The following is an 18,185-nucleotide window of genomic DNA, read 5'->3' as shown; positions in this document are numbered from 1 at the left end:
ATACTCGGCGGAGTCACATCTTCCGCTCAGTCCCAACGGTTAGTGTTCGGCCCATGACTCAATCGCGCCCTCGGATCAGCAAGGCTGTCATCCCTGCCGCCGGGCTCGGAACCCGTTTTCTCCCGGCCACCAAGGCCACCCCCAAGGAGATGCTGCCGGTCGTCGACAAGCCGGCGATCCAGTACGTGGTGGAGGAAGCGGTTCACGCGGGTTTGTCCGACGTCCTCATGATCACAGGCCGTAACAAGCGGCCCCTCGAGGACCACTTCGACCGCAATTACGAGCTCGAGGAGGCCCTGCGGCGCAAGGGCGACGCCTCCCGCCTCGCGAAGGTCCAGGAGTCCAGCGATCTCGCCACCATGCACTACGTGCGCCAGGGCGACCCCCGGGGCCTGGGCCACGCCGTGCTGTGCGCCGCCCCGCACGTGGGCGACGAGCCCTTCGCCGTGCTGCTCGGCGACGACCTGATCGACGCGCGCGACCCGCTGCTCTCGCGCATGGTCGACATCCAGCGCCGGCACGGCGGCAGTGTGATCGCGCTGATGGAGGTCGACCCCGCGCAGATCGGGATGTACGGCTGCGCGGCCGTCAAGCCCACCGACGTCGAGGACGTCGTCGAGGTCACCGGCCTGATCGAGAAGCCCGGCCCCGCCGAGGCGCCCAGCAACTACGCGGTGATCGGCCGCTACGTCCTCGACCCTGCCGTCTTCGACGTGCTGCGCGAGACCGAGCCCGGCCGCGGCGGCGAGATCCAGCTCACCGACGCCCTCCAGGCCCTGGCCGCCGCGCCCGGCCTCGGCGGGCCCGTGCACGGCGTCGTCTTCAAGGGCCGCCGCTACGACACCGGCGACCGAGGTGACTATCTGCGTGCCATTGTCAGACTGGCATGCGAACGCGAGGATCTGGGACCGGACTTCCGGGCCTGGCTCCGGAGTTATGTCACCGAGGAGATGTAGCGACTTGAGCAGTGAGACGGACGGGTCGGCCGCCGGAGGGGACCGCGTCTGGTCCGTGGACGAGCACCTCGACGACATCCTCGGGAAGATCCGCCCGTTGGAGCCGATCGAGCTGCAACTCCTGGACGCGCAGGGCTGTGTGCTGGTGGAGGACGTCGTCGTCCCCGCCGCCCTGCCCCCCTTCGACAACAGTTCCATGGACGGCTACGCCGTCCGGACCGCCGACGTCGCGGGCGCGAGCGAGGAGTTCCCCGCCGTGCTCACCGTCGTCGGCGACATCGCGGCGGGCAGCGCCGAGCTGCCCCCCGTGGGCCCCGGCGAGGCCGTGCGGATCATGACGGGCGCCCCGCTGCCGCCCGGCGCCGAGGCCGTCGTCCCCGTCGAGTGGACCGACGGGGAGAGCGGCGAGGGCCCGGCCGTCACCATGGCCGAGGCCGGCGGGGAGGATGCCTTCGGCGAGGTCCGAGTCCACCGCCCCGTCGCCGCCCGCGCCCACATCCGCGACCGCGGCAGCGACGTCGCCGCCGGGGAGATCGCCGCCCGGGCCGGTACCGTCCTCGGCCCCGCCCAGCTCGGGCTGCTGGCCGCCATCGGCCGCGCCACCGTGACCGTCCGGCCCCGCCCCCGCGTCGTCGTGCTCTCCACCGGCAGCGAGCTCGTGCCGCCCGGCGAGCCCCTGGGCGAGGGCCGCATCCACGACTCCAACAGCTTCATGCTCACCGCCTGCGCCCGGGACGCCGGCGCCCTCGCCTACCGCGTCGGCGCCGTCGACGACGACCCCGTCGTCTTCCGCGCCACCCTGGAGGACCAGCTCGTGCGCGCCGACGCCGTCGTCACCAGCGGCGGCGTCAGCGTCGGCGCCTACGACGTGGTCAAGGAGGCCCTGACCGGGCTGACCGGCGCGGAGGGGAAGGTCTCCTTCCGGCGGCTGGCCATGCAGCCCGGCAAACCCCAGGGCTTCGGCCGCGTCGGCCCCGACCGCGTCCCCCTCTTCGCGCTGCCGGGCAACCCCGTCAGCTCGTACGTCTCCTTCGAACTCTTCGTCCGGCCCGCGCTGCGCGCCCTGATGGGGCTCCCGCCCGCCGACCGCGAGACGGTACGAGCGGTGTGCGCGGACGGGGTGAAGTCCTCCCCGGCGGGGAAGCGGCAGTTCCTGCGCGGCCGGTACACGGACGGCGAGGTCACACCGGTCGGCGGGGCCGGCTCCCACCTGGTCAAGGCCCTCGCCGATGCCAACGCCCTGATCGTCGTCCCCGAGGACACCACGTCCGTGGACCCGGGCGCCGAGGTGGAGGTCGTCCTCCTGGGCTGACGTCCTTCCCGAACGATCCGCGCTCCCGCCGGGTACGGTGGCTGCCCACAGGGACCGGACCGGGAGAACGATGAGCAGCGGCCAGGAGCACCTCACCCATCTCGACGCGACGGGCGCGGCCCGCATGGTCGACGTCTCGGCCAAGGAGGTCACCGCGCGCGCCGCCCGGGCCAGCGGCCGGGTGCTGGTCTCACCGCGCGTCGTGGCACTGCTGCGCGGCGAGGGCCTGCCCAAGGGCGACGCCCTCGCCACCGCCAGGATCGCCGGGATCATGGGCGCCAAGCGGACGCCCGAGCTGATCCCCCTCTGCCACCCGCTCGCCCTCTCCGGCGTCACGGTCGACCTGACGGTCACCGACGAGGCCGTCGAGATCCTCGCCACCGTGCGGACCACGGACCGCACGGGGGTGGAGATGGAGGCGCTCACCGCCGTGACCACGGCCGCTCTGACGGTCGTCGACATGGTGAAGGCCGTCGACAAGGCCGCGGTGATCACGGACATCCGGGTGGAGGAGAAGACGGGCGGGAAGTCCGGCCCGTACGTCCGGCGGGAGGCCGGCGCGTGACCGCTCCCGCGATGCGGCGGTACCGGGCCCTCGTGGTCACCGCCTCCAACCGGGCCTCGGCGGGCGTCTACGAGGACCGGGGCGGGCCCCTCCTCGCGGCCGGGCTGGAAGCCATGGGCTTCGCCGTGGACGGGCCCCGCGTGGTGCCGGACGGCGACCCGGTCGAGGCCGCGCTGCGCGAGGCGGTCGCCGCCGCCTACGACGTGGTGCTGACCACCGGCGGGACCGGGATCTCCCCCACCGACCGCACCCCCGAGGCCACCCGCCGCGTCCTGGACTACGAGGTCCCCGGCATCCCCGAGGCCATCCGGGCCGAGGGCCTGGCCAAGGTGCCCACGGCCGCGCTCTCCCGGGGCCTGGCCGGAGTGGCCGGCCGGACACTGATCGTCAACCTGCCCGGGTCGACGGGCGGCGTACGCGACGGGCTGGCCGTCCTGGAGCGGCTCCTCCGGCACGCGGTGGACCAGCTCCACGGCGGCGACCACCCCGGCGGTGACGGGACCGGCGGCGACCACCACGGCGGCGACCACCCGAGAAACCCCGCGGCCGCCCTATGAACATCTGGCCGGTCGAGCTGGCGGACGGCGATGTCGCCCTGCGCCCCATAAAGCTGCGCGACCAGCGCGCCTGGCGCGAGGTCAACCGGCGCAACCGCGACTGGCTGCGCCCCTGGGAGGCCACCGTGCCCCCGCCGCCCCCCGGCGGGCCCGTCGCCCAGCGCCCCACCTACCGGCAGATGGTCCGCCATCTGAAGGCGGAGGCGCACGCCGGGCGGATGCTGCCGTTCGTGATCGAGTACCGGGGCCAGCTCGTCGGCCAGCTGACCGTGGCCGGGATCACCTGGGGCTCGATGTGCTCGGCCCACATCGGCTACTGGGTGGACGAGGCCGTCGCCGGCCGGGGCGTGATGCCCACGGCAGTGGCCCTGGTGGTCGACCACTGCTTCCGCGCGGTCGGGCTGCACCGCGTGGAGGTGTGCATCCGGCCGGAGAATCTGCCCAGCCGCCGGGTGGTGGAGAAACTGGGATTCCGCGAGGAGGGCCTGCGCCCCCGCTATCTCCACATCGACGGCGCCTGGCGCGACCACCTGGTCTACGCGCTGACCGCCGAGGAGGTCCCCGAGGGGCTCCTCACCCGCTGGCACCGCTCCCGGCCGAGGGGCGGGACGGGCGCGGGGACGGGACTCTCCCCAGAAATAAAATAAACGTTCGAATTGACCGGTCAATTGACGGTATTCGTAGGGTTCCGATCTCAACAATCACAAAAAAAGTTCGAGATATCAGCCGGATCGTGCGACACACCGCGCCAATTGGCGGAATCATCTGCGCACACCCCTCTACCGTGTGAAGGGTGAGCAGCAGCGGCCTGATCTACGCAGTCATCGTCGGGGCCTGGGCCGCCTACTTGGTGCCGATGTGGCTCCGTAGGCAGGACGAGCTCAATGAAGCCCGTCCGACGGAACGCTTCAGCACGGCCATCCGGTTGCTGTCCGGACGGGCGGGCATGGAGCGCCGTTACGCCAAGGACCTGGAGGGGCGTGCCCCCGCCGAGGCGGCGGCCCCCGGGGAAGCCGGGGAGCCGGAGCCCCGGGCGTCCGAACCGGACGCGGCGACCGAAATGGTCGACGTCCGGTCCTTCGGCGCGCCCGCGTCCGGGCGGCCGGACGCCGCGCAGGCGCCCCCGGCGGCACCGTCGGCCCCCTCGTCGTCGCCATCTCCGTCTCCGTCTCCGTCCCCGTCGGCCGCGTCCGCCCAGGCCGGCGCGCTGACGGCGGCCGAGCGGGCCCGGCGCTCCAAGGTGCTGGCCCGGCGTCGCCGGACGACGGTGCTGCTCTTCCTCGCCTTCACCCTGGGCGCGGTCGTCGCGGGCGTCGGCGGTCTCGAGCTCCTGTGGGTGCCGGGCGTCCCGGCCGTGCTGCTGAGCGCGTACATCTGCTACCTGCGGATCCACGAGCGTCGCCGGTTCGCCTTCACCATGGACCAGCGCCGCGCCGAACTGGCCGCCCAGCGCCTCCGCGAGGGTCGTGCGCGCTCCCACCCCGCGCCCCCCGAGGACGGCTCCGCCGACACTGACACCGTTGTCCACCACGCGGCGCCCCCGGCGGCGGGCGGCGCTGCCGCCGCGCGCAGCGCGGGCCGGCGCGCTCTGGTCGAGCAGACCGATCACGCCGAGTGGGTCGACCAGCAGCGCGACCGGGATCCGGGCGAGGGCTGGGAGCCCGTGCCCGTCCCGCTGCCCACGTACGTCTCCGCGCCGGTGGCCCCCCGGGCGACGGGTGCCGGCCCGGCGGACACCTGGAGCTCGGCCCGCTCCAGCCACGCCGAGCCGGCCGACGCCCACGACCGCCGTCCGCCCGCCGAGGACCGCCGCCCGGCCCGTCCCCGCCGCCCCCGGCGCGAGCGCGGGCACACCCCGCTGTTCGACCAGTACGCCGACGACGACCGCCCCCGCGCCGCCAACGAGTGACGCCGGCGGGCCTCCGCCTCGCTGACCAGCGGAGGCGAGGGGAGCGGATTTCCGAACAGCGCGGTGGGGGTGCTAGAGTTTCACTCGTTGCAAGGGCCTGTGGCGCAGTCCGGTAGCGCACCTCGTTCGCATCGAGGGGGTCAGGGGTTCAAATCCCCTCAGGTCCACAACAGAAGGTTCCCGAACCGGAATGGGAGCCAGCGGGAAATCCCGTCCGATCGTCAGATCGGGCGGGATTTTCTGCGTTTCGGGGAGCGGGTCGCGCGGCCCGCGTTCACCGCTGTGGCCTGTGTCACCGCGTCCTGTGTCACTGTCAGGAGGCGGCCCTGCGGTGCTCGCTGGGAGTCAGGCCGCGGACGCGTTTGAAGGCGGCGCTGAAACCGAAGGCGTCCGCGTAGCCGACGCGGCGGGCCACGGCGGCGACCGTCTCGGCGGGGTCGGTCAGCAGGTCGGCGGCCAGGTCCATGCGCCACTGGGTGAGGTACGACAGCGGGGGCTCGCCCATCAGGCCGGTGAAGCGGCCGGCCATGGTCGTCCGGGAGACGCCCGCCTCGGCGGCCAGCGAGGCGAGCGTCCAGGGACGGCCGGGGGACTCGTGCATCGCGCGCAGCACCGGGCCGACGACGGCGTCGCCCCAGGCGCGGTACCAGGTCGGCGGGCAGGCGCCGGGGCTGTCGAACCAGTCGCGCAGGGTGCACACCAGCAGCCAGTCCAGCAGGCGGTCCAGCACGATCCGGCGGCCCGGCCGGCCCCTGGTGAGCTGGGACTCCAGGAAGTCGCTCACCGGCGAGCAGTCGTCGTCGGTCACCACCGCCACCGGCGGCAGGGCGTCCAGCAGCCGCGCGGGCATCGCGCCCTGGAAGCGGTACGCGCCCGCCAGCAGGACCGTACGGCCGGCCCCCTCGGCCGGTTCCCGGTCCGCCTGCCCGGCTTCGCGCAGCGGTCGCGCCCGGGTGGCGGCGGCCGGGTCGTCGGTGAGGACGAACGGCCGCGGGCCGCGCACCATGGCCGCGGCCCCCTCGCCGACGTGGTGCGGACGGTCGTCGCCGTCGAGGACGACCCAGGCCTCGCCGCGCAGCGGGACGCACAGGGTCAGCGGGGCGCCCTCGTCGAACCGCAGTGCCCAGGGCGGGGTGAGGATCGAGCGGCCGACGGCGGTGCCGTCGGCGCGTACGCCGCGCAGGAGGTCGTCGAAGGGGTCGCCCATGGGGTCACGGTATGCGAGCCGTGGGCGCGGGCCGTGTGCGGCCGTGGGCGTCCGTACGATCGCGCATGTGTGACGGACTCACGGCCATGTCGGGGGCGCGCGCGGGACGGTTGACTCTCCGTCATGACGACAACGGGCAAGGACATCCTGGTTCTCGGCGGTACGGGCAAGACGGGACGCCGCGTGGTGCGGCGGCTGCGGGCGGCGGGTGAGCGGGTGCGGGCGGCGTCCCGTTCGGGGGAGGTGCGGTTCGACTGGTCGGATCCGGGCACCTGGGAGCCGGCCCTGGCGGGGGCGTCGGCGGTGTACCTGATGGCGCCCGAGGACCCCGCGCCGGTGGCGGACTTCGTCGGCCGTGCGGTCGCCGCGGGCGTGGGCCGCTTCGTGGCGCTGTCCGGGCGGGGCGTCGAGCACACCGGCCCGGACTTCGGGCGGGGCATGGCGGCCGGTGAGCGCGCGGTGCGTGGTTCCGGCGTGGAGTGGACGGTCATCCGCCCGAACAACTTCCACCAGAACTTCGACGAGGACCTCTGGCACCGGCCGCTGCGGGAAGGGCGCCTGGCGCTGCCGACCGGCGGGGTGCCCGAGCCGTTCGTGGACGCCGAGGACGTCGCCGAGGTCGCGGCGGAGCTGCTGACGCGGGACGGGTACCACGGCCGGGTCTACGAGTTGTCCGGGCCGGAGGCGCTGCCCTGGGAGGCGGCCGTGGCGACGATCGCCCGGGCGGCGGGGCGCCCGATCCGCTTCGTGGAGCTGGCGCCCGAGGAGTACGCGGCGGAGTTGCGCGCCGAGGGGTGGCCGGAGGAGACGGTCGCGGGGCTGGGCGCGATGTTCGCGGCGCAGCGCGCCGGGCACATGGCCGTGCCCACGGACGATGTGCTGCGGGTGCTCGGGCGGGAGCCCCGGGGGCTCGGCGTGTACGCGGCGCGGGTGGCCCCGGCGGGGGTGTGGTCGTAGGGGCGCCCCAAAGGGTTGCTTATCGAGGTCAGTTGAACCGCCGATGATTGAACGGGCGACTTATTAAACCTTGTTGAGAAAAGTGTGACCCAGATCATGTTTCCAGCGGTAGGGAAACGGTTCTTCTGGGTGTGTGGCGCATGGCACGATCTTGCGGATCGCTACTTGCCGGTAATCCCGGCGTGGGTGGCGATCGCAGCCCTTCCTGATGCCGTGTGATGCGGCCCGGCCGCGTATCCCGCCGGGTCGCCCCCACCTCACGCTCCCGAGGACTTGAATTTGCGTAAGTCTGTTAGATACGCCGCCGTTTTAACTTCTCTGACCGCTGTGTCCATATTTTCCACGGGTTGTTCGGCGGGTAGCTCCTCCTCGGCGGCCAAGGGCTCGGACGCCGAGCCGGTCGCCGCGACGTCGAACGCCCTCGCGCCGCAGCTCGCGGTCGCCGCCGCCCCCGCCGGGGCGGGCGCGCCGAGCGCGGTGGCCCGCCCCGGTGGCGGGTCGGACGGCGCCTCCGCGCCCAAGGCGGCCAAGTCGTCGCTGAAGGTCGCCTCGTTCGACCAGCGCAGCGGCCGGGCCGTGATCGCGGGACCGACGGGCAGCGGCGCCGCGAAGAAGCCGAAGGGCATCGCGCCGCAGCCCCACAAGTCGGCTCAGCCGCCGCAGTCGGCTCCGGGTGCCCAGGGTGCCCAGCCGGGCGGGGCCGAGGCGAACGGCGTGGCCGTCGGCGACGTCATCGCCAGCGCCCCCGCGCCCGGTGCGCCTTCCGGCCTGCTGGCCAAGGTGACCAAGGTGCTGGGCACGACCGACAAGGGCACCGAGGTCAACACGGCCCCGGCCACCCTCGACGCGCTGCTCGGCGACTCCGAGGCCAAGGGCGCGGTGCCCGTCGACCCGTCGTCCGTGAAGGTCGTACCGCTCCTGCCGGGCGTGAAGGCCTCCTGGACGAAGCCGGACGGCATCCACGTGGGCCCGCAGGGCGCCAAGGTGCCGCTGGGCAACCTGCGGCTGGACGTCGGCGCGTCCATCCCCACGCCTCCGGGCTCCCCGGTCAAGGCCGAGGCGTCCGCCGCGGGCTACGTCCAGCTCGCCCCCGAGGTGGACTTCTCCTACAACGGCAAGGGCGTCGGCTCCACCGGCGGCCCGGGCACCGCGTCGCTGGCCCTGACCGGCGACTGGTCCTCCGCGTGGGAGCTCAAGGGCCAGGCGGTGGCCACCACCGCCGACAAGCCCATCAAGCTGCCCTTCGCGAAGCTCCACGCCGACCCGGTGATCCAGGTCGGCCCGGTGCCGGTCGTCGTCAACCTCGACCTCACCTGCTACCTCCAGGTCGACGCCGAAGGAAAGATCTCCGTCGACGTCAAGCAGGAGCTGAAGGGCGACTTCAAGGTCGGCGGCGCCTACACCTGGGGCAAGGGCTGGACGCCCGTCAGCAGCTCCCAGATGAACGCCACGCCGGTCACGGCCACCGCCAGCGCGGCGGGCAAGGTCAAGGCGACCCTCGGCGCGGAGGCGTCCGTGGGCCTCTACGGCATGGTCGGCGTCAGCGCCAACCTCGCGCCCTACCTGCGGGCCGAGGCGGAGGGTACCGCCACCGCCTCGTCCAACGGGTCGGCCTCCGCGAGCGGCAAGTGGGCCGCGTACGGCGGTGTCGACCTGACGGGTGCGCTGCAGGCGCAGCTGAAGATCTTCGGTACGCCGCTGTTCGAGCGGCGGATTCCGGTCGACATCCTGCACCGGGAGTGGAAGCTCGCGGGCGGGGAGGGCTCGGTCAGCGTTCCGAAGAAGCGGTAGCGCTCGCGCTCGCGTTCCGGGGACCCCCTGTCGGCTTGGCCGGTGGGGGGTCCCCGCCGTTTCCTGGGGCTCCGCCCCAGACCCCGCGCCTCAAACGCCGGCGAGGCTGGGTGCCCGGTTACAGCCGTGACGCCACCGTTCTCGCGATGCGGACGATGTCGCCCGTCGGGCGGGTGCGGGTTTCCGTCGGGCCGTGGGTCCAGCGGTCCTCCAGGGCGAACCAGTCGACGGGGTGGGGGGCGCGGTCCTCGTCGAGGGCCGTTTCCAGCTCCGTGAAGTACGTCTGCCAGCGCAGCCGGTAGAGGCCGCCGACCAGGCCCGCCCACTCGCGGTTGGCGTAGTCGTGGAGCTTGCCGGCGTCCGCCGCGTGGCGGGGGCCCCAGACCGTCAGGAGGGTGAGGGCGTCGGCCTGGAGGCGGTCGCGTTCGGCGTCGGAGGAGCCCCAGGCGCGGGCGGCGGACAGCCAGCGGCCCAGGAGGTGGCGGTCGTCCGTGGCGACGATCTGCTCCAGCAGGTCCATCCAGTCCAGCCACTGCCGGGTGAGGTCGCCGAAGCGGTCGCGGTCGCCCTCGTCGTAGGCGGCCTTGACGCGTGGCAGCAGCAGCCGGCCGCGGTTGGAGACGCACTGGCGGGCGACGTCCACGAGGTCGGCCCGGTACGCGGAGCTCGCGCGCAGGGGTGGGGCCACCGACAGCAGGGCCGGCAGGGCCGCCTCGAACTCGGCGGCGTCGTAGCGCAGCTGCCGCGGGGACCAGCTCGCGGCGTGGTCGACCGCCAGGTCGGGGCGGGCGCCGAAGAGGCCGTCGGCCTGCTCGCTCCAGCTGTCGGCGCGGCCGGTGCCGTAGGCGGTGCGGCGCAGGGCGTCCCAGGCGCGGGCGGCGCCCGCGTCGGCGGCCCCGTAGCGGGTGACGGCCCACTGCCCGAACCAGGTCCGGAGGTCGACCGGCCCGGACGTCCAGGCCAGGTCGGAGAAGAGGGCGAGGGCGGCCGGGTCGTTGTCGGCGGCCTCCGGCATCACGGCGATGCCGCGCAGGGCGCTGCCCGGCTTGGTGCGCCACCGCTCGTAGAGCGAGACCCATTCGGGGGCGTTGGCGCCCAGCGCGGTGTGGCCGCCGAAGTTCCAGATGGTGCCGAAGGCGTAGGGCGTGCCGCCCCAGTCCTGCTCCCGGTCGGTGATCTTCGGGAAGCGGTCGGGGATGCCGTCGAGGACGAGCATCCTGGAGCGGTCGACGGCGTCGACGATCTCCCGCCGGGGGTTGTGCTGCCAGCCGAGGATGGCCCAGACGGCGTCCGGGTGGGCCGTGCGCAGGGCCTTCTCCACCGCCTTGGCGGCCGCGCCGACGGGGACGTCGCCGGGGGAGCCGCCTTCGTGCAGCAGGTCCATCTTGTACATGGTCGTCGCGCCGAACAGCTCCTGCTGCACCTGGTAGAAGGTGCGGGCGACGGCGGCGAAGTGGGGGGTGCGGGGGTCGAGCCAGTCGGGGCGGTCGAAGCCGCACCAGCCGCCCTGCGGAATGGTCCGGGCGCCCTTGTCGCGCTCGGCGTAGCCGGGCGGGACGGTGCCGAAGTAGCCGGGCAGCACCGGGGTCATGCCCAGCTCGCGCAGCCGGCGCACGATCTTCCGTGCCAGGGCGGTGCGGCGGTCGAGGAGTTCCCGGGTGACGGGCCCGCCGAAGGAGGCCATGTTCTGCATCAGCCACCACGGCTGGTGGGCGGGGCCGGGAACCCACGCGCGGACTTCCGCGTCGCTGTAACCGTGTTCGATGAACGTGCGGTGGTACACGGCGTCGGCGCCGGCGTAGACGAGGACCTCGTTGAAGCCGTGCAGGGCGAGGACGTCGAGCTCGCGCTCCCAGTAGTCCCAGTCGTGGTACGGGCCGGTGTAGCCGTCGTTGGTGTCGTTGAACACGAACCGGTGGGCGACGTTGGCCGTGGCGGCGACCGGTTCGCCGACGGCGGGGAGCCGGGCCGGGAGGAGGGCGGTCTGCTCGCCGCGCCAGGAGACGTGGGCGTTCGCGACGTGCCGGAGGTAGTGGTGGAAGCCGGTCAGCTGGACGGCCGGCGTGGTGCCCTCGACGGTGATCCGGCCCGCCGTGCCGGACACCCGGAAGGCGTCGTGACCGTTCCGGCGGGGCACGGTGCGGAAGGTGACCTGGTCGTGGTGGCGCGGCAGCAGCCGGGCCAGCGCGGAGGCGGCGGCCCCGGCCGGGGCCGCCCCGGCGGAGGGCGACCCCACCGTGCCGAGGGCGGCGGTCCCGGCGAGCGCGCCGAGGATCGTACGACGGGCGATGGGCATGAGTGACCTCCACCGTGGCGCCGCGGCCTGCCGGCCGGCGACCGGCTACGGGCCGGCTCCCGGCCGTCGGCTGACGACTGGCTGGACTGGACCACTTGAGCGCGGAGATCCTATGAGTCCTCGTCGGGAAACGGTCAAGGGCACAGGCGTCGAACCAGCCACGCCGGTTACATTTGGCACGAATGGCCCCGCGGGCCTCGGGCGACCTGCTAAAGGCGGGGGCGCCCGGGGGTGTGGTGGCCGTCCGGTCCGTCCTGCGCGTCCCGCTCGTCCAGTCCGGTCCTGTCCCGACGGCGTGAGGAAGCCTGTGCTGCGAGCTGTGCGACGACGAACCGTGCGGCGACGAACCGCGCGACCGGTCCGCCCGGCGCCCGGTGCCACCGCTCTCACCGCCGGGCTGCTGGGCGTCCTGCTCTGCGGCTGCGCGGAACCCGGCGGTCTCCAGGACGCGGGCCCCGCCCGGCCCTCCACCAGCCCCCTCACCGGCCCGGTCTACGTGGTCGAGGGCCCCGGTAAACCCTCGCTGCGCCGTCCGGCGTCCTTCGAGGCCGGTGAGTCCGTACGGCTCACCGGGCTGCGGTGGCTGTCCTGGGGCGGTCCGGCCGCCGAGGCGACGGGGGAGGCGTCGGGGGGCTGGTGCCTGCCGGCCTGCCGGGCCAGGAGCTACCCGGCGAAGGTCACCTTCGCCGGCCTGGTGCGGAAGGATCGTTCCGCCTACTACGGGCGGGCCGTGGTCGTCGTCGACGGGCTTCCGCCCGGGCAGCACAACGAGCTGCGCGACCTGCGGCTCTTCGTCCCCCCGCAGGCACCGCGCTGAGCGCGCGGAGCCCAGCCCCCAGCCGAGGAGACTGTCAGTCGATGGGTCTGCGTACGAAGATCGGGGTGGCCATCACGGCCACCGCCGCGGTCGTCTCCGTCCTCATCGGCCTCGTCGTGCACCACCGCACCGCGCTCAACCAGCTGGAGACCGCGCGGGAGTCCCTCGACCAGCGGGTCGTGTCCGCCGCCGAGGACCACGCGGCGGGCCTCGACCGCCCCCGTGTGATCCTCAATCCCCACCGGCTGCCCGAGCCGCTGCGGCGCGCCGTCGACCGGGGCCGGCGCGCGACCTATCTGGACCGCTCGGGGCCCGAGCCGACGCTGTGGGCCGCGACGCGCGTGGGCGACGACGTCGTCGTCCTCAAACACCCCTACACCCGGCAGATCCGCAATCTGGAGGAGCTCGACGAGGTCCTGTGGCTGGCGGGCGGCATCGGCACCGCCCTCGCCGGGGTCGTCGGGGTGGCCCTGGCGACGGTCGCGGGGCGCCGGCTCAACGCCTCCGCGCGGACCGCCGAGCGGATCGCCGACGGCGACCTCACCGCCCGGCTGCGGCCCCGGGGCGGCAAGGACGAGCTCGCCCGGCTGATCCACGCCGTCAACACCATGGCCGACGCGCTCGCCGCCCGCCTCCAGGCCGAGCGCGAGGTCACCGCCAACATCGCCCACGAGCTGCGCACGCCCGTCGCGGGCCTGGTGGCCGCGGCGGAGCTGCTGCCGCCGGGCCGGCCCACCGAGCTCGTCCGCGAACGCTCGCACCGGGTGCGCACCCTGATGGAGGACGTCCTGGAGGTCGCCCGCCTCGACGCGGACGCCGAGCACGCCGAGACGGACGTACGGGCGCTGGGCGAGCTCACCCGGCGGGCGGTGCGGGCGGCGGGCTCGGGGGAGAAGGTCGAGGTGCGGGTGGTCCGCGACCGGCTGGTCGAGACCGACGCGCGCCGCGTCGAGCGGATCCTGGCGAACCTCGTCACGAACGCCTTCCGGCACGGCTCGGGGCAGGTCGTCGCCGAGGTCGACGACGGCGTCATACGCATATGCGACCGGGGCCCCGGCTTTCCCGAGCAGCTCCTCTCCCACGGCCCACAGCGCTTCCGCACGGGCTCGCGGGCCGGGCTCGGCCTGGGCCTGACGATCGCGGTCGGCCAGGCGCGGGTGCTGGGCGCCCGGCTCACCTTCACCAACCCGCCGGGCGGGGGAGCGGAGGCGGTGCTCGACCTGAGCGACGCGATACGGGACGTGGACGTGGACGCGGCCTCGTCCGCTCCGCCGGACGACGGCGACTGACGTGCGGGGTGCGGCGGCAGGCTGAAGAGTGGATGCCGTGAACGACAACGTCCTCTTCCTGAACGTCACCGGCCCCGCCAAGGGCCACAAGGCGCTGGACGCCCTGCGCCGCGTCCACTCCGACGGGGAGGTCACCCTGCGCGAGGGCGCCGTGATCGCCCGGGACGCGGAGGGCGCCCTCGACTTCCCCGACGCCGTCGACAACACCGGCACGGCCACCGCCTTCGCCATGGGCGGCCTGCTCGGCGGCCTGCTGGGCATCCTCGGCGGGCCGCTCGGCGTCCTGGTCGGCTTCGGCGCGGGCGGCCTGATCGGCGGCGTCCACGACGCCCGCGCGGCCACGGCGTCGAACGCGGCCCTGGAGATGCTGGCGGCGGAGGTGCCGCCGGGCAGCACGGTCCTGATGGCCGAGGTCCGCGAGGACGACCCGGGGCCGGTCGACCGCGCCCTCGCCCCCTTCGGCGAAGTCCGCCGCTACCCGGCGGAACGCGTCCGCGCGGAGGTGGAAGCCGCCATCGCCGCCGGCCCCGGCGGCTGACCCCGGCCTCGGCCCGTGACCATGAGGGCTCCGCCCTTGGGCCGGGCGGCGGCGCGGGGCCGCGCCGGTCGGGGCTCCGCTCCTGGGCCGCGGCGGCGCTTACGACGGCCCGGCCCGTGCCCACCCGAGGGCTCTGCCCCTGAACCCCGCAGCGGTGCGGGCCCCGGCCTTGGCACGCGCCGGTCGGGGTTCCGCTCCTAGGCTTCGCGGCGGCGCTTGCGGCGGCCTGCCCACCCGGGGCTCCGCCCGCGGACCGCCCGGCGGCGCGGGCGCCGGCGCTGGACCTCGTGCCCGCTCGGGGCGTGAGCCCCGGCGGCTTCGGCTCCGCCGTCGGGCCTGTTGCCCATGGGGAGCGGCCCGGAGGGCCGGGGCCCCGGGGCCGTGCCCAGGCGCCGCCCCGGCGGGCCCGCGCCCCACGCCCTCGAAGCCCTAGCGGCAGCGCAACGGCTTGGTGAAGCAGCGGCTCGTGTCGTACTCGCGGTAGTAGCCGAACTTGCGCCCCGCCGGTACCGGCTCGTAGCCGCTGGAGACGTAGAGGGACATGGCCTCCGGCTGCTTGTCGCCCGTTTCCAGGACCATGCGGGCGCGGCCCGCCTCGCGGGCGTCGGTCTCCAGGAGGGTGAGGATGCGGCGTGCCAGGCCCAGGCCCCGGGCCCGGGGTATGACGAACATCCGCTTCAGCTCGGCGTCCCCGTCCGCGTACCCCACGCCGCCCTCGGAGTCGCGCTCCATCGCGCGCCAGCCACCCGTGGCGACCGGCTCGCCGTCCGTGTCGTACGCGATGAGATACAGGCCACGCGGCGGGGCGAAGTGCGCCGGGTCCAGCGGCGTGTCGTCGCCGCCCCCGTACCGCTCGACGTACTCCAATTGCACCTGGTCATTGAGCTTTACGGCGTCCGGGTGGTCGTAGGCGACCGGCACGATCTCCATGCCGCGATGGTACGTGCGCCCCGGCGGCAGCGGGTTTCGGGAGTCGGTATCGTGCCCGGATGCTCACCGTTACCACCGCAAATGTGAACGGACTGCGCGCCGCCGCCAAGAAGGGCTTCGTCGAGTGGCTCGCGCAGACCGAAGCCGACGTCGTGTGCCTCCAGGAGGTCCGCGCCGAGCCCCACCAGCTCCCGGACGAGGTCCGCGACCCCGAGGGCTGGCACGTCGTCCACGCCCCGGCCGCGGCCAAGGGCCGCGCGGGCGTCTCCCTCTACTCGCGGCGCGAGCCGGACGCGACGCGCGTCGGCTTCGGCTCGGCGGAGTTCGACGGCAGCGGCCGGTACGTGGAGATCGATCTTCCCGGTGTGACCGTGGCCAGCCTCTACCTGCCCTCGGGCGAGGTGGGCACGGAGCGGCAGGACGAGAAGGAACGCTTCATGGCGGAGTTCCTGCCCTACCTCGTGGGCCTCAAGGCCCGCGCGGCGGCGGACGGCCGCGAGGTGCTGGTCTGCGGCGACTGGAACATCGCCCACACCGAGGCCGACCTCAAGAACTGGAAGGCCAACCGCAAGAGCGCCGGCTTCCTCCCCGAGGAGCGCGAGTGGCTCGGCAAGGTCTTCGAGGAGTACGTGGACGTCGTCCGCGCCCTCCACCCCGGGGTGGAGGGCCCGTACTCGTGGTGGTCGTACCGCGGCCGCGCCTTCGACAACGACTCCGGCTGGCGCATCGACTACCAGGTCGCGACGCCGGGCCTGGCCGAGCGGGCGGTGAAGGCGGTCGTCGAGCGGGCCGCGAGCCACGATCTGCGCTGGTCGGACCACGCGCCGGTGACGGCCGTCTACGAGGCGCGGTAGTCCTCCGGGCGGATGGCGGATCGCCTCGTGGCGGAGGGGGCGCGGGCGGGTTCCGCCCGGGGACGGATGGGCCGCGGCGGGCGCTGCTGAACGATGAGTTCGGCAGCAACCGCAGCTTCACCGTCCTCCTCGGGAGAAACGTCATGGCATTCGCATCGCCCGCCCGCCTTTCCGCTCGCTCGCGCAAAGCCGCCGCGCTGGGTGTCGCGTTGGCCGCCACGGTCACCCTCGGCGGCGCCGCCGCCGGGAACGCGGCGGCGGCGTCCGACGCCGCGCCGCAGCGCGCGAGCGTGACCGGGTCGGCGGAGTTCGGGCTCCCGTACTGGCCGGACAAGGACGTCCGCTCCTTCGCCTTCGACGCCCACGCCAAGCCCTACAGCCGGCCGCTGGCCGGCCTGCCCAGCGGGCTGCCGACCGACGCGGAGGGGACGGTGAAGGTCTCCCACTACGTCGCCGCGCTGGGGAAGACGATGACGGCCGAGGGCAAGGTCGACTGCCTCGTCACCGGGCCGGGCGTCGCGTCCCTCACGGCGGTGATGACCAAGGTCAGCCCGGACGGCCCGCAGGACTGGGTGGGCAAGCGCCTCGGCTTCAGCGTCCTGGACGGCGGCAAGGAGAAGGCGGGCCACAAGTCCAAGGACCGGGTCGGCTTCTCCTGGGCGGCGGTGAACGTCCTGCGCGACGGCGACAAGGGCGCGAAGGAGCCGGTCTCCTCCGACGTCGGCACGTGCATGTCCTCCGCCCCCTACGCCCCGGTCACCAAGGGCGGCTACACGGTCCGGCACGCGGAGCTGCCGCGGGTACCGAAGAAGTAGCGGCGGCGAGTGCTGTGCGAGCGGGGGCGGGGGCTGCTATACAGGAGGTCGAAGTGGGTTGGTCGTTCGGGGCCTACTGGATATAGGCCCCGCCGGTCATCCCGCGTCCCTGTTCCCGCTACGGGAGCAGGAGCGCCCGCCACGGGGACTGGCCCCGCGACGGGCGCGTGCAAAGCCGATGATCGTTCGGGGCCTAATGGCCTTAGGCCCCGCCGGTCATCCCCTGCCGATCATGAGCAAGATCAGCGTGGTGACGGTGACAAGCAGTTCCACCCACGGTGTAACTGCTTTCACCCACCGCTTCCCCTGCCCCCAGTCGATCGGCGGCTTCGGCTTGCCATGACGGGCCATATGCGGCGCCTTCCCTCACAAGGGGGCTCGCCGGCTGCGAGGCCCCACGAAGGGACCTCGGACACGTTGCCATTCGGCCCGCGTCCAAGGCCCCTGGCTGGGGCCCCGAACGCGGCGAGCGGACCCAGGGAAAGGTCGCGATTGAGCACTGGGGCTCGGCCTGTCATAGGAAGCAAGAAGGACTTTATCCCCGTCATCCTCAACTGTCGGCCTTTCGCCGGGATTTGAGCGGGGCGCACGCAGCCCCACCCCGGAGCGCGCGACACCGAACGCGCCGCCTCTGCGCCCTCACTCCACCTCGCGCAACCGTCGGTCCATCGCCAGCGCGAACTCCGCGTCCACCACCGTCCGCGCCTGCGGTCGAAGGCGCGTCAACTCGCCCTCGTCCGCGACCCCGTGCTCCCGCGCCAGGCGGGTGAACATCCCCGCCAGCGCGTCCGTGTGGGCGCGGACCTCGCGGGCCGCCGTGAGGACGGCGGAGAGGGGGATGCCCGCGCGGACGAGCGCCGTCGCGGCGTCCAGAAGGCGGCTGCTGATGTGGACGATCTCCTCGCCGTCCACGGCGAGATAGCCGATGTCGAGGGCCGCGGCCAGGTTCTCCGGGGTGGCCTCCCCCGCGAAGTGGTCGGCGAGCTCCTCCGGGGTCAGCCGGACCGTCGTCTCCTCCGACCAGGGCGTGCCCAGGAGTTCGCCCACGTCGCGGCCGCCCTCGAAGGCGGCGATCAGTTCGGCGATGCCGCCGAGCGTGTGCCCCCGGTCCAGCAGCGCGGCCACCGTGCGCAGCCGGGCCAGGTGCCGCTCGTCGTACCAGGCGATGCGGCCCTCGCGGCGCGGCGCCGGGAGGAGGCCGCGTTCGCGGTAGAAGCGCAGGGTGCGCACCGTGATGCCGGCCTCCGCGGCCAGCTCCGCCGTCCGGTACTCGCGCTTGCCGTCGTTCGCCACGCGGGAAGCGTACGCGCGACCGCCGGTAACTTCCTTGCCCCCGGCCCCTATCGCCGCGCCCCGTCCCTGCCCTACGCTCCGACCGTGCCAGTGAGCGCT

General features: G+C 74.0%; 17 protein-coding genes and 1 tRNA gene. 14 read left to right on the top strand and 4 right to left on the bottom strand.

Annotation, left to right across the window (positions count from 1 at the left end; translation table 11 throughout):
* Positions 1-53 precede the first annotated feature (53 nt).
* The 7 genes from galU (at position 54) to EKH77_RS13050 (ending at position 5,466) form a co-directional block, all read left to right on the top strand.
* Entirely contained in the window at positions 54-956 is a 903-nt protein-coding gene (gene galU, locus EKH77_RS13080) for a UTP--glucose-1-phosphate uridylyltransferase GalU (protein WP_126914572.1), read from the top strand.
* Positions 937-2,268: a molybdotransferase-like divisome protein Glp gene (gene glp / locus EKH77_RS13075; RefSeq protein WP_126914571.1), complete on the top strand. Its 1,332-nt coding sequence runs from the start codon at positions 937-939 to the stop codon at positions 2,266-2,268. The genes galU and glp overlap by 20 nt, the downstream gene beginning before the upstream one ends.
* A gap of 70 nt (positions 2,269-2,338) precedes the next feature.
* Entirely contained in the window at positions 2,339-2,833 is a 495-nt protein-coding gene (gene moaC, locus EKH77_RS13070; RefSeq protein ID WP_126914570.1) for a cyclic pyranopterin monophosphate synthase MoaC, read from the top strand.
* Positions 2,834-2,844: 11 nt separating this feature from the next.
* A complete protein-coding gene (locus EKH77_RS13065; RefSeq protein WP_126918046.1) occupies positions 2,845-3,390 on the top strand; it encodes a MogA/MoaB family molybdenum cofactor biosynthesis protein in 546 nt (181 codons plus the stop codon).
* Positions 3,387-4,037, top strand: coding sequence for a GNAT family N-acetyltransferase (locus EKH77_RS13060; RefSeq protein ID WP_126914569.1), 651 nt, complete (start codon positions 3,387-3,389; stop codon positions 4,035-4,037). Before EKH77_RS13065 ends, EKH77_RS13060 begins: the two co-directional genes overlap by 4 nt.
* A 146-nt stretch (positions 4,038-4,183) precedes the next feature.
* Positions 4,184-5,299 (top strand): divisome protein SepX/GlpR, encoded by a 1,116-nt coding sequence (gene sepX / locus EKH77_RS13055; protein ID WP_126914568.1) that lies wholly within the window; start codon positions 4,184-4,186, stop codon positions 5,297-5,299.
* 93 nt (positions 5,300-5,392) lie between these two features.
* Positions 5,393-5,466, top strand: a tRNA-Ala gene (locus EKH77_RS13050).
* Between the two features lie 146 nt (positions 5,467-5,612).
* Here EKH77_RS13050 and EKH77_RS13045 read toward each other — a convergent pair.
* The gene (locus tag EKH77_RS13045; protein ID WP_126914567.1) at positions 5,613-6,506 is read right to left on the bottom strand and encodes an AraC family transcriptional regulator; all 894 of its coding nucleotides are present in this window, start codon (positions 6,504-6,506) and stop codon (positions 5,613-5,615) included.
* A gap of 123 nt (positions 6,507-6,629) precedes the next feature.
* On the opposite strand from EKH77_RS13045, the gene EKH77_RS13040 reads away from it, so the two are divergent.
* Complete coding sequence (locus EKH77_RS13040) at positions 6,630-7,463, top strand: NAD(P)H-binding protein (RefSeq protein ID WP_126914566.1); 834 nt, start codon at positions 6,630-6,632, stop codon at positions 7,461-7,463.
* 327 nt (positions 7,464-7,790) lie between these two features.
* A complete protein-coding gene (locus tag EKH77_RS13035) occupies positions 7,791-9,254 on the top strand; it encodes a hypothetical protein (RefSeq protein ID WP_240667338.1) in 1,464 nt (487 codons plus the stop codon).
* A 118-nt stretch (positions 9,255-9,372) separates the two neighbouring features.
* On the opposite strand, the gene EKH77_RS13030 is transcribed toward EKH77_RS13035, so the two are convergent.
* The gene (locus EKH77_RS13030) at positions 9,373-11,550 is read right to left on the bottom strand and encodes an alpha-N-acetylglucosaminidase (protein WP_126914565.1); all 2,178 of its coding nucleotides are present in this window, start codon (positions 11,548-11,550) and stop codon (positions 9,373-9,375) included.
* Positions 11,551-11,869: 319 nt separating this feature from the next.
* Between EKH77_RS13030 and EKH77_RS13025 the strand changes: the two genes are divergently transcribed.
* Genes EKH77_RS13025 through EKH77_RS34335 form a run of 3 tightly spaced genes read left to right on the top strand, consistent with a single transcriptional unit; the run spans position 11,870 to position 14,194 of the window.
* On the top strand, positions 11,870-12,367 hold the full coding sequence (locus EKH77_RS13025; RefSeq protein ID WP_126914564.1) for a hypothetical protein: 498 nt from the start codon (positions 11,870-11,872) through the stop codon (positions 12,365-12,367).
* Between the two features lie 41 nt (positions 12,368-12,408).
* Positions 12,409-13,656, top strand: coding sequence for a HAMP domain-containing sensor histidine kinase (locus EKH77_RS13020; RefSeq protein WP_126914563.1), 1,248 nt, complete (start codon positions 12,409-12,411; stop codon positions 13,654-13,656).
* 37 nt (positions 13,657-13,693) lie between these two features.
* Positions 13,694-14,194: a DUF1269 domain-containing protein gene (locus EKH77_RS34335; RefSeq protein WP_126914562.1), complete on the top strand. Its 501-nt coding sequence runs from the start codon at positions 13,694-13,696 to the stop codon at positions 14,192-14,194.
* Positions 14,195-14,623: 429 nt separating this feature from the next.
* On the opposite strand, the gene EKH77_RS13010 is transcribed toward EKH77_RS34335, so the two are convergent.
* Positions 14,624-15,124: a GNAT family N-acetyltransferase gene (locus tag EKH77_RS13010; RefSeq protein WP_126914561.1), complete on the bottom strand. Its 501-nt coding sequence runs from the start codon at positions 15,122-15,124 to the stop codon at positions 14,624-14,626.
* A 59-nt stretch (positions 15,125-15,183) separates the two neighbouring features.
* On the opposite strand from EKH77_RS13010, the gene EKH77_RS13005 reads away from it, so the two are divergent.
* Both EKH77_RS13005 and EKH77_RS13000 read left to right on the top strand, forming a co-directional pair.
* Positions 15,184-15,978, top strand: coding sequence for an exodeoxyribonuclease III (locus EKH77_RS13005; protein WP_126914560.1), 795 nt, complete (start codon positions 15,184-15,186; stop codon positions 15,976-15,978).
* A gap of 143 nt (positions 15,979-16,121) precedes the next feature.
* Positions 16,122-16,793: a hypothetical protein gene (locus EKH77_RS13000; protein WP_126914559.1), complete on the top strand. Its 672-nt coding sequence runs from the start codon at positions 16,122-16,124 to the stop codon at positions 16,791-16,793.
* A gap of 639 nt (positions 16,794-17,432) precedes the next feature.
* Here EKH77_RS13000 and EKH77_RS12995 read toward each other — a convergent pair.
* Positions 17,433-18,086 carry a MerR family transcriptional regulator gene (locus EKH77_RS12995; protein ID WP_126914558.1) on the bottom strand — a complete coding sequence of 218 codons (654 nt, stop codon included), beginning with the start codon at positions 18,084-18,086 and terminating at the stop codon, positions 17,433-17,435.
* Positions 18,087-18,185: the final 99 nt, after the last annotated feature.

Source organism: Streptomyces luteoverticillatus (genome assembly GCF_003970715.1).
GTDB classification, from domain to species: Bacteria; Actinomycetota; Actinomycetes; order Streptomycetales; family Streptomycetaceae; genus Streptomyces; species Streptomyces abikoensis.
Note: the sequence above shows the minus strand (reverse complement) of the source record. Positions and strands in the feature narration are given on the sequence as shown.

Excerpts from the sequence above, each read along its gene's own strand:
- galU (WP_126914572.1), top strand. The coding sequence starts at position 54 with ATGACTCAATCGCGCCCTCGGATCAGCAAGGCTGTCATCCCTGCCGCC.
- EKH77_RS13030 (WP_126914565.1), bottom strand. The coding sequence starts at position 11,550 with ATGCCCATCGCCCGTCGTACGATCCTCGGCGCGCTCGCCGGGACCGCC.
- EKH77_RS13065 (WP_126918046.1), top strand. The coding sequence starts at position 2,845 with ATGCGGCGGTACCGGGCCCTCGTGGTCACCGCCTCCAACCGGGCCTCG.
- EKH77_RS13005 (WP_126914560.1), top strand. The coding sequence starts at position 15,184 with ATGCTCACCGTTACCACCGCAAATGTGAACGGACTGCGCGCCGCCGCC.
- EKH77_RS13010 (WP_126914561.1), bottom strand. The coding sequence starts at position 15,124 with ATGGAGATCGTGCCGGTCGCCTACGACCACCCGGACGCCGTAAAGCTC.
- glp (WP_126914571.1), top strand. The coding sequence starts at position 937 with ATGTCACCGAGGAGATGTAGCGACTTGAGCAGTGAGACGGACGGGTCG.
- EKH77_RS13000 (WP_126914559.1), top strand. The coding sequence starts at position 16,122 with ATGGCATTCGCATCGCCCGCCCGCCTTTCCGCTCGCTCGCGCAAAGCC.
- EKH77_RS13040 (WP_126914566.1), top strand. The coding sequence starts at position 6,630 with ATGACGACAACGGGCAAGGACATCCTGGTTCTCGGCGGTACGGGCAAG.
- EKH77_RS13020 (WP_126914563.1), top strand. The coding sequence starts at position 12,409 with ATGGGTCTGCGTACGAAGATCGGGGTGGCCATCACGGCCACCGCCGCG.
- EKH77_RS13060 (WP_126914569.1), top strand. The coding sequence starts at position 3,387 with ATGAACATCTGGCCGGTCGAGCTGGCGGACGGCGATGTCGCCCTGCGC.
- moaC (WP_126914570.1), top strand. The coding sequence starts at position 2,339 with ATGAGCAGCGGCCAGGAGCACCTCACCCATCTCGACGCGACGGGCGCG.
- EKH77_RS13045 (WP_126914567.1), bottom strand. The coding sequence starts at position 6,506 with ATGGGCGACCCCTTCGACGACCTCCTGCGCGGCGTACGCGCCGACGGC.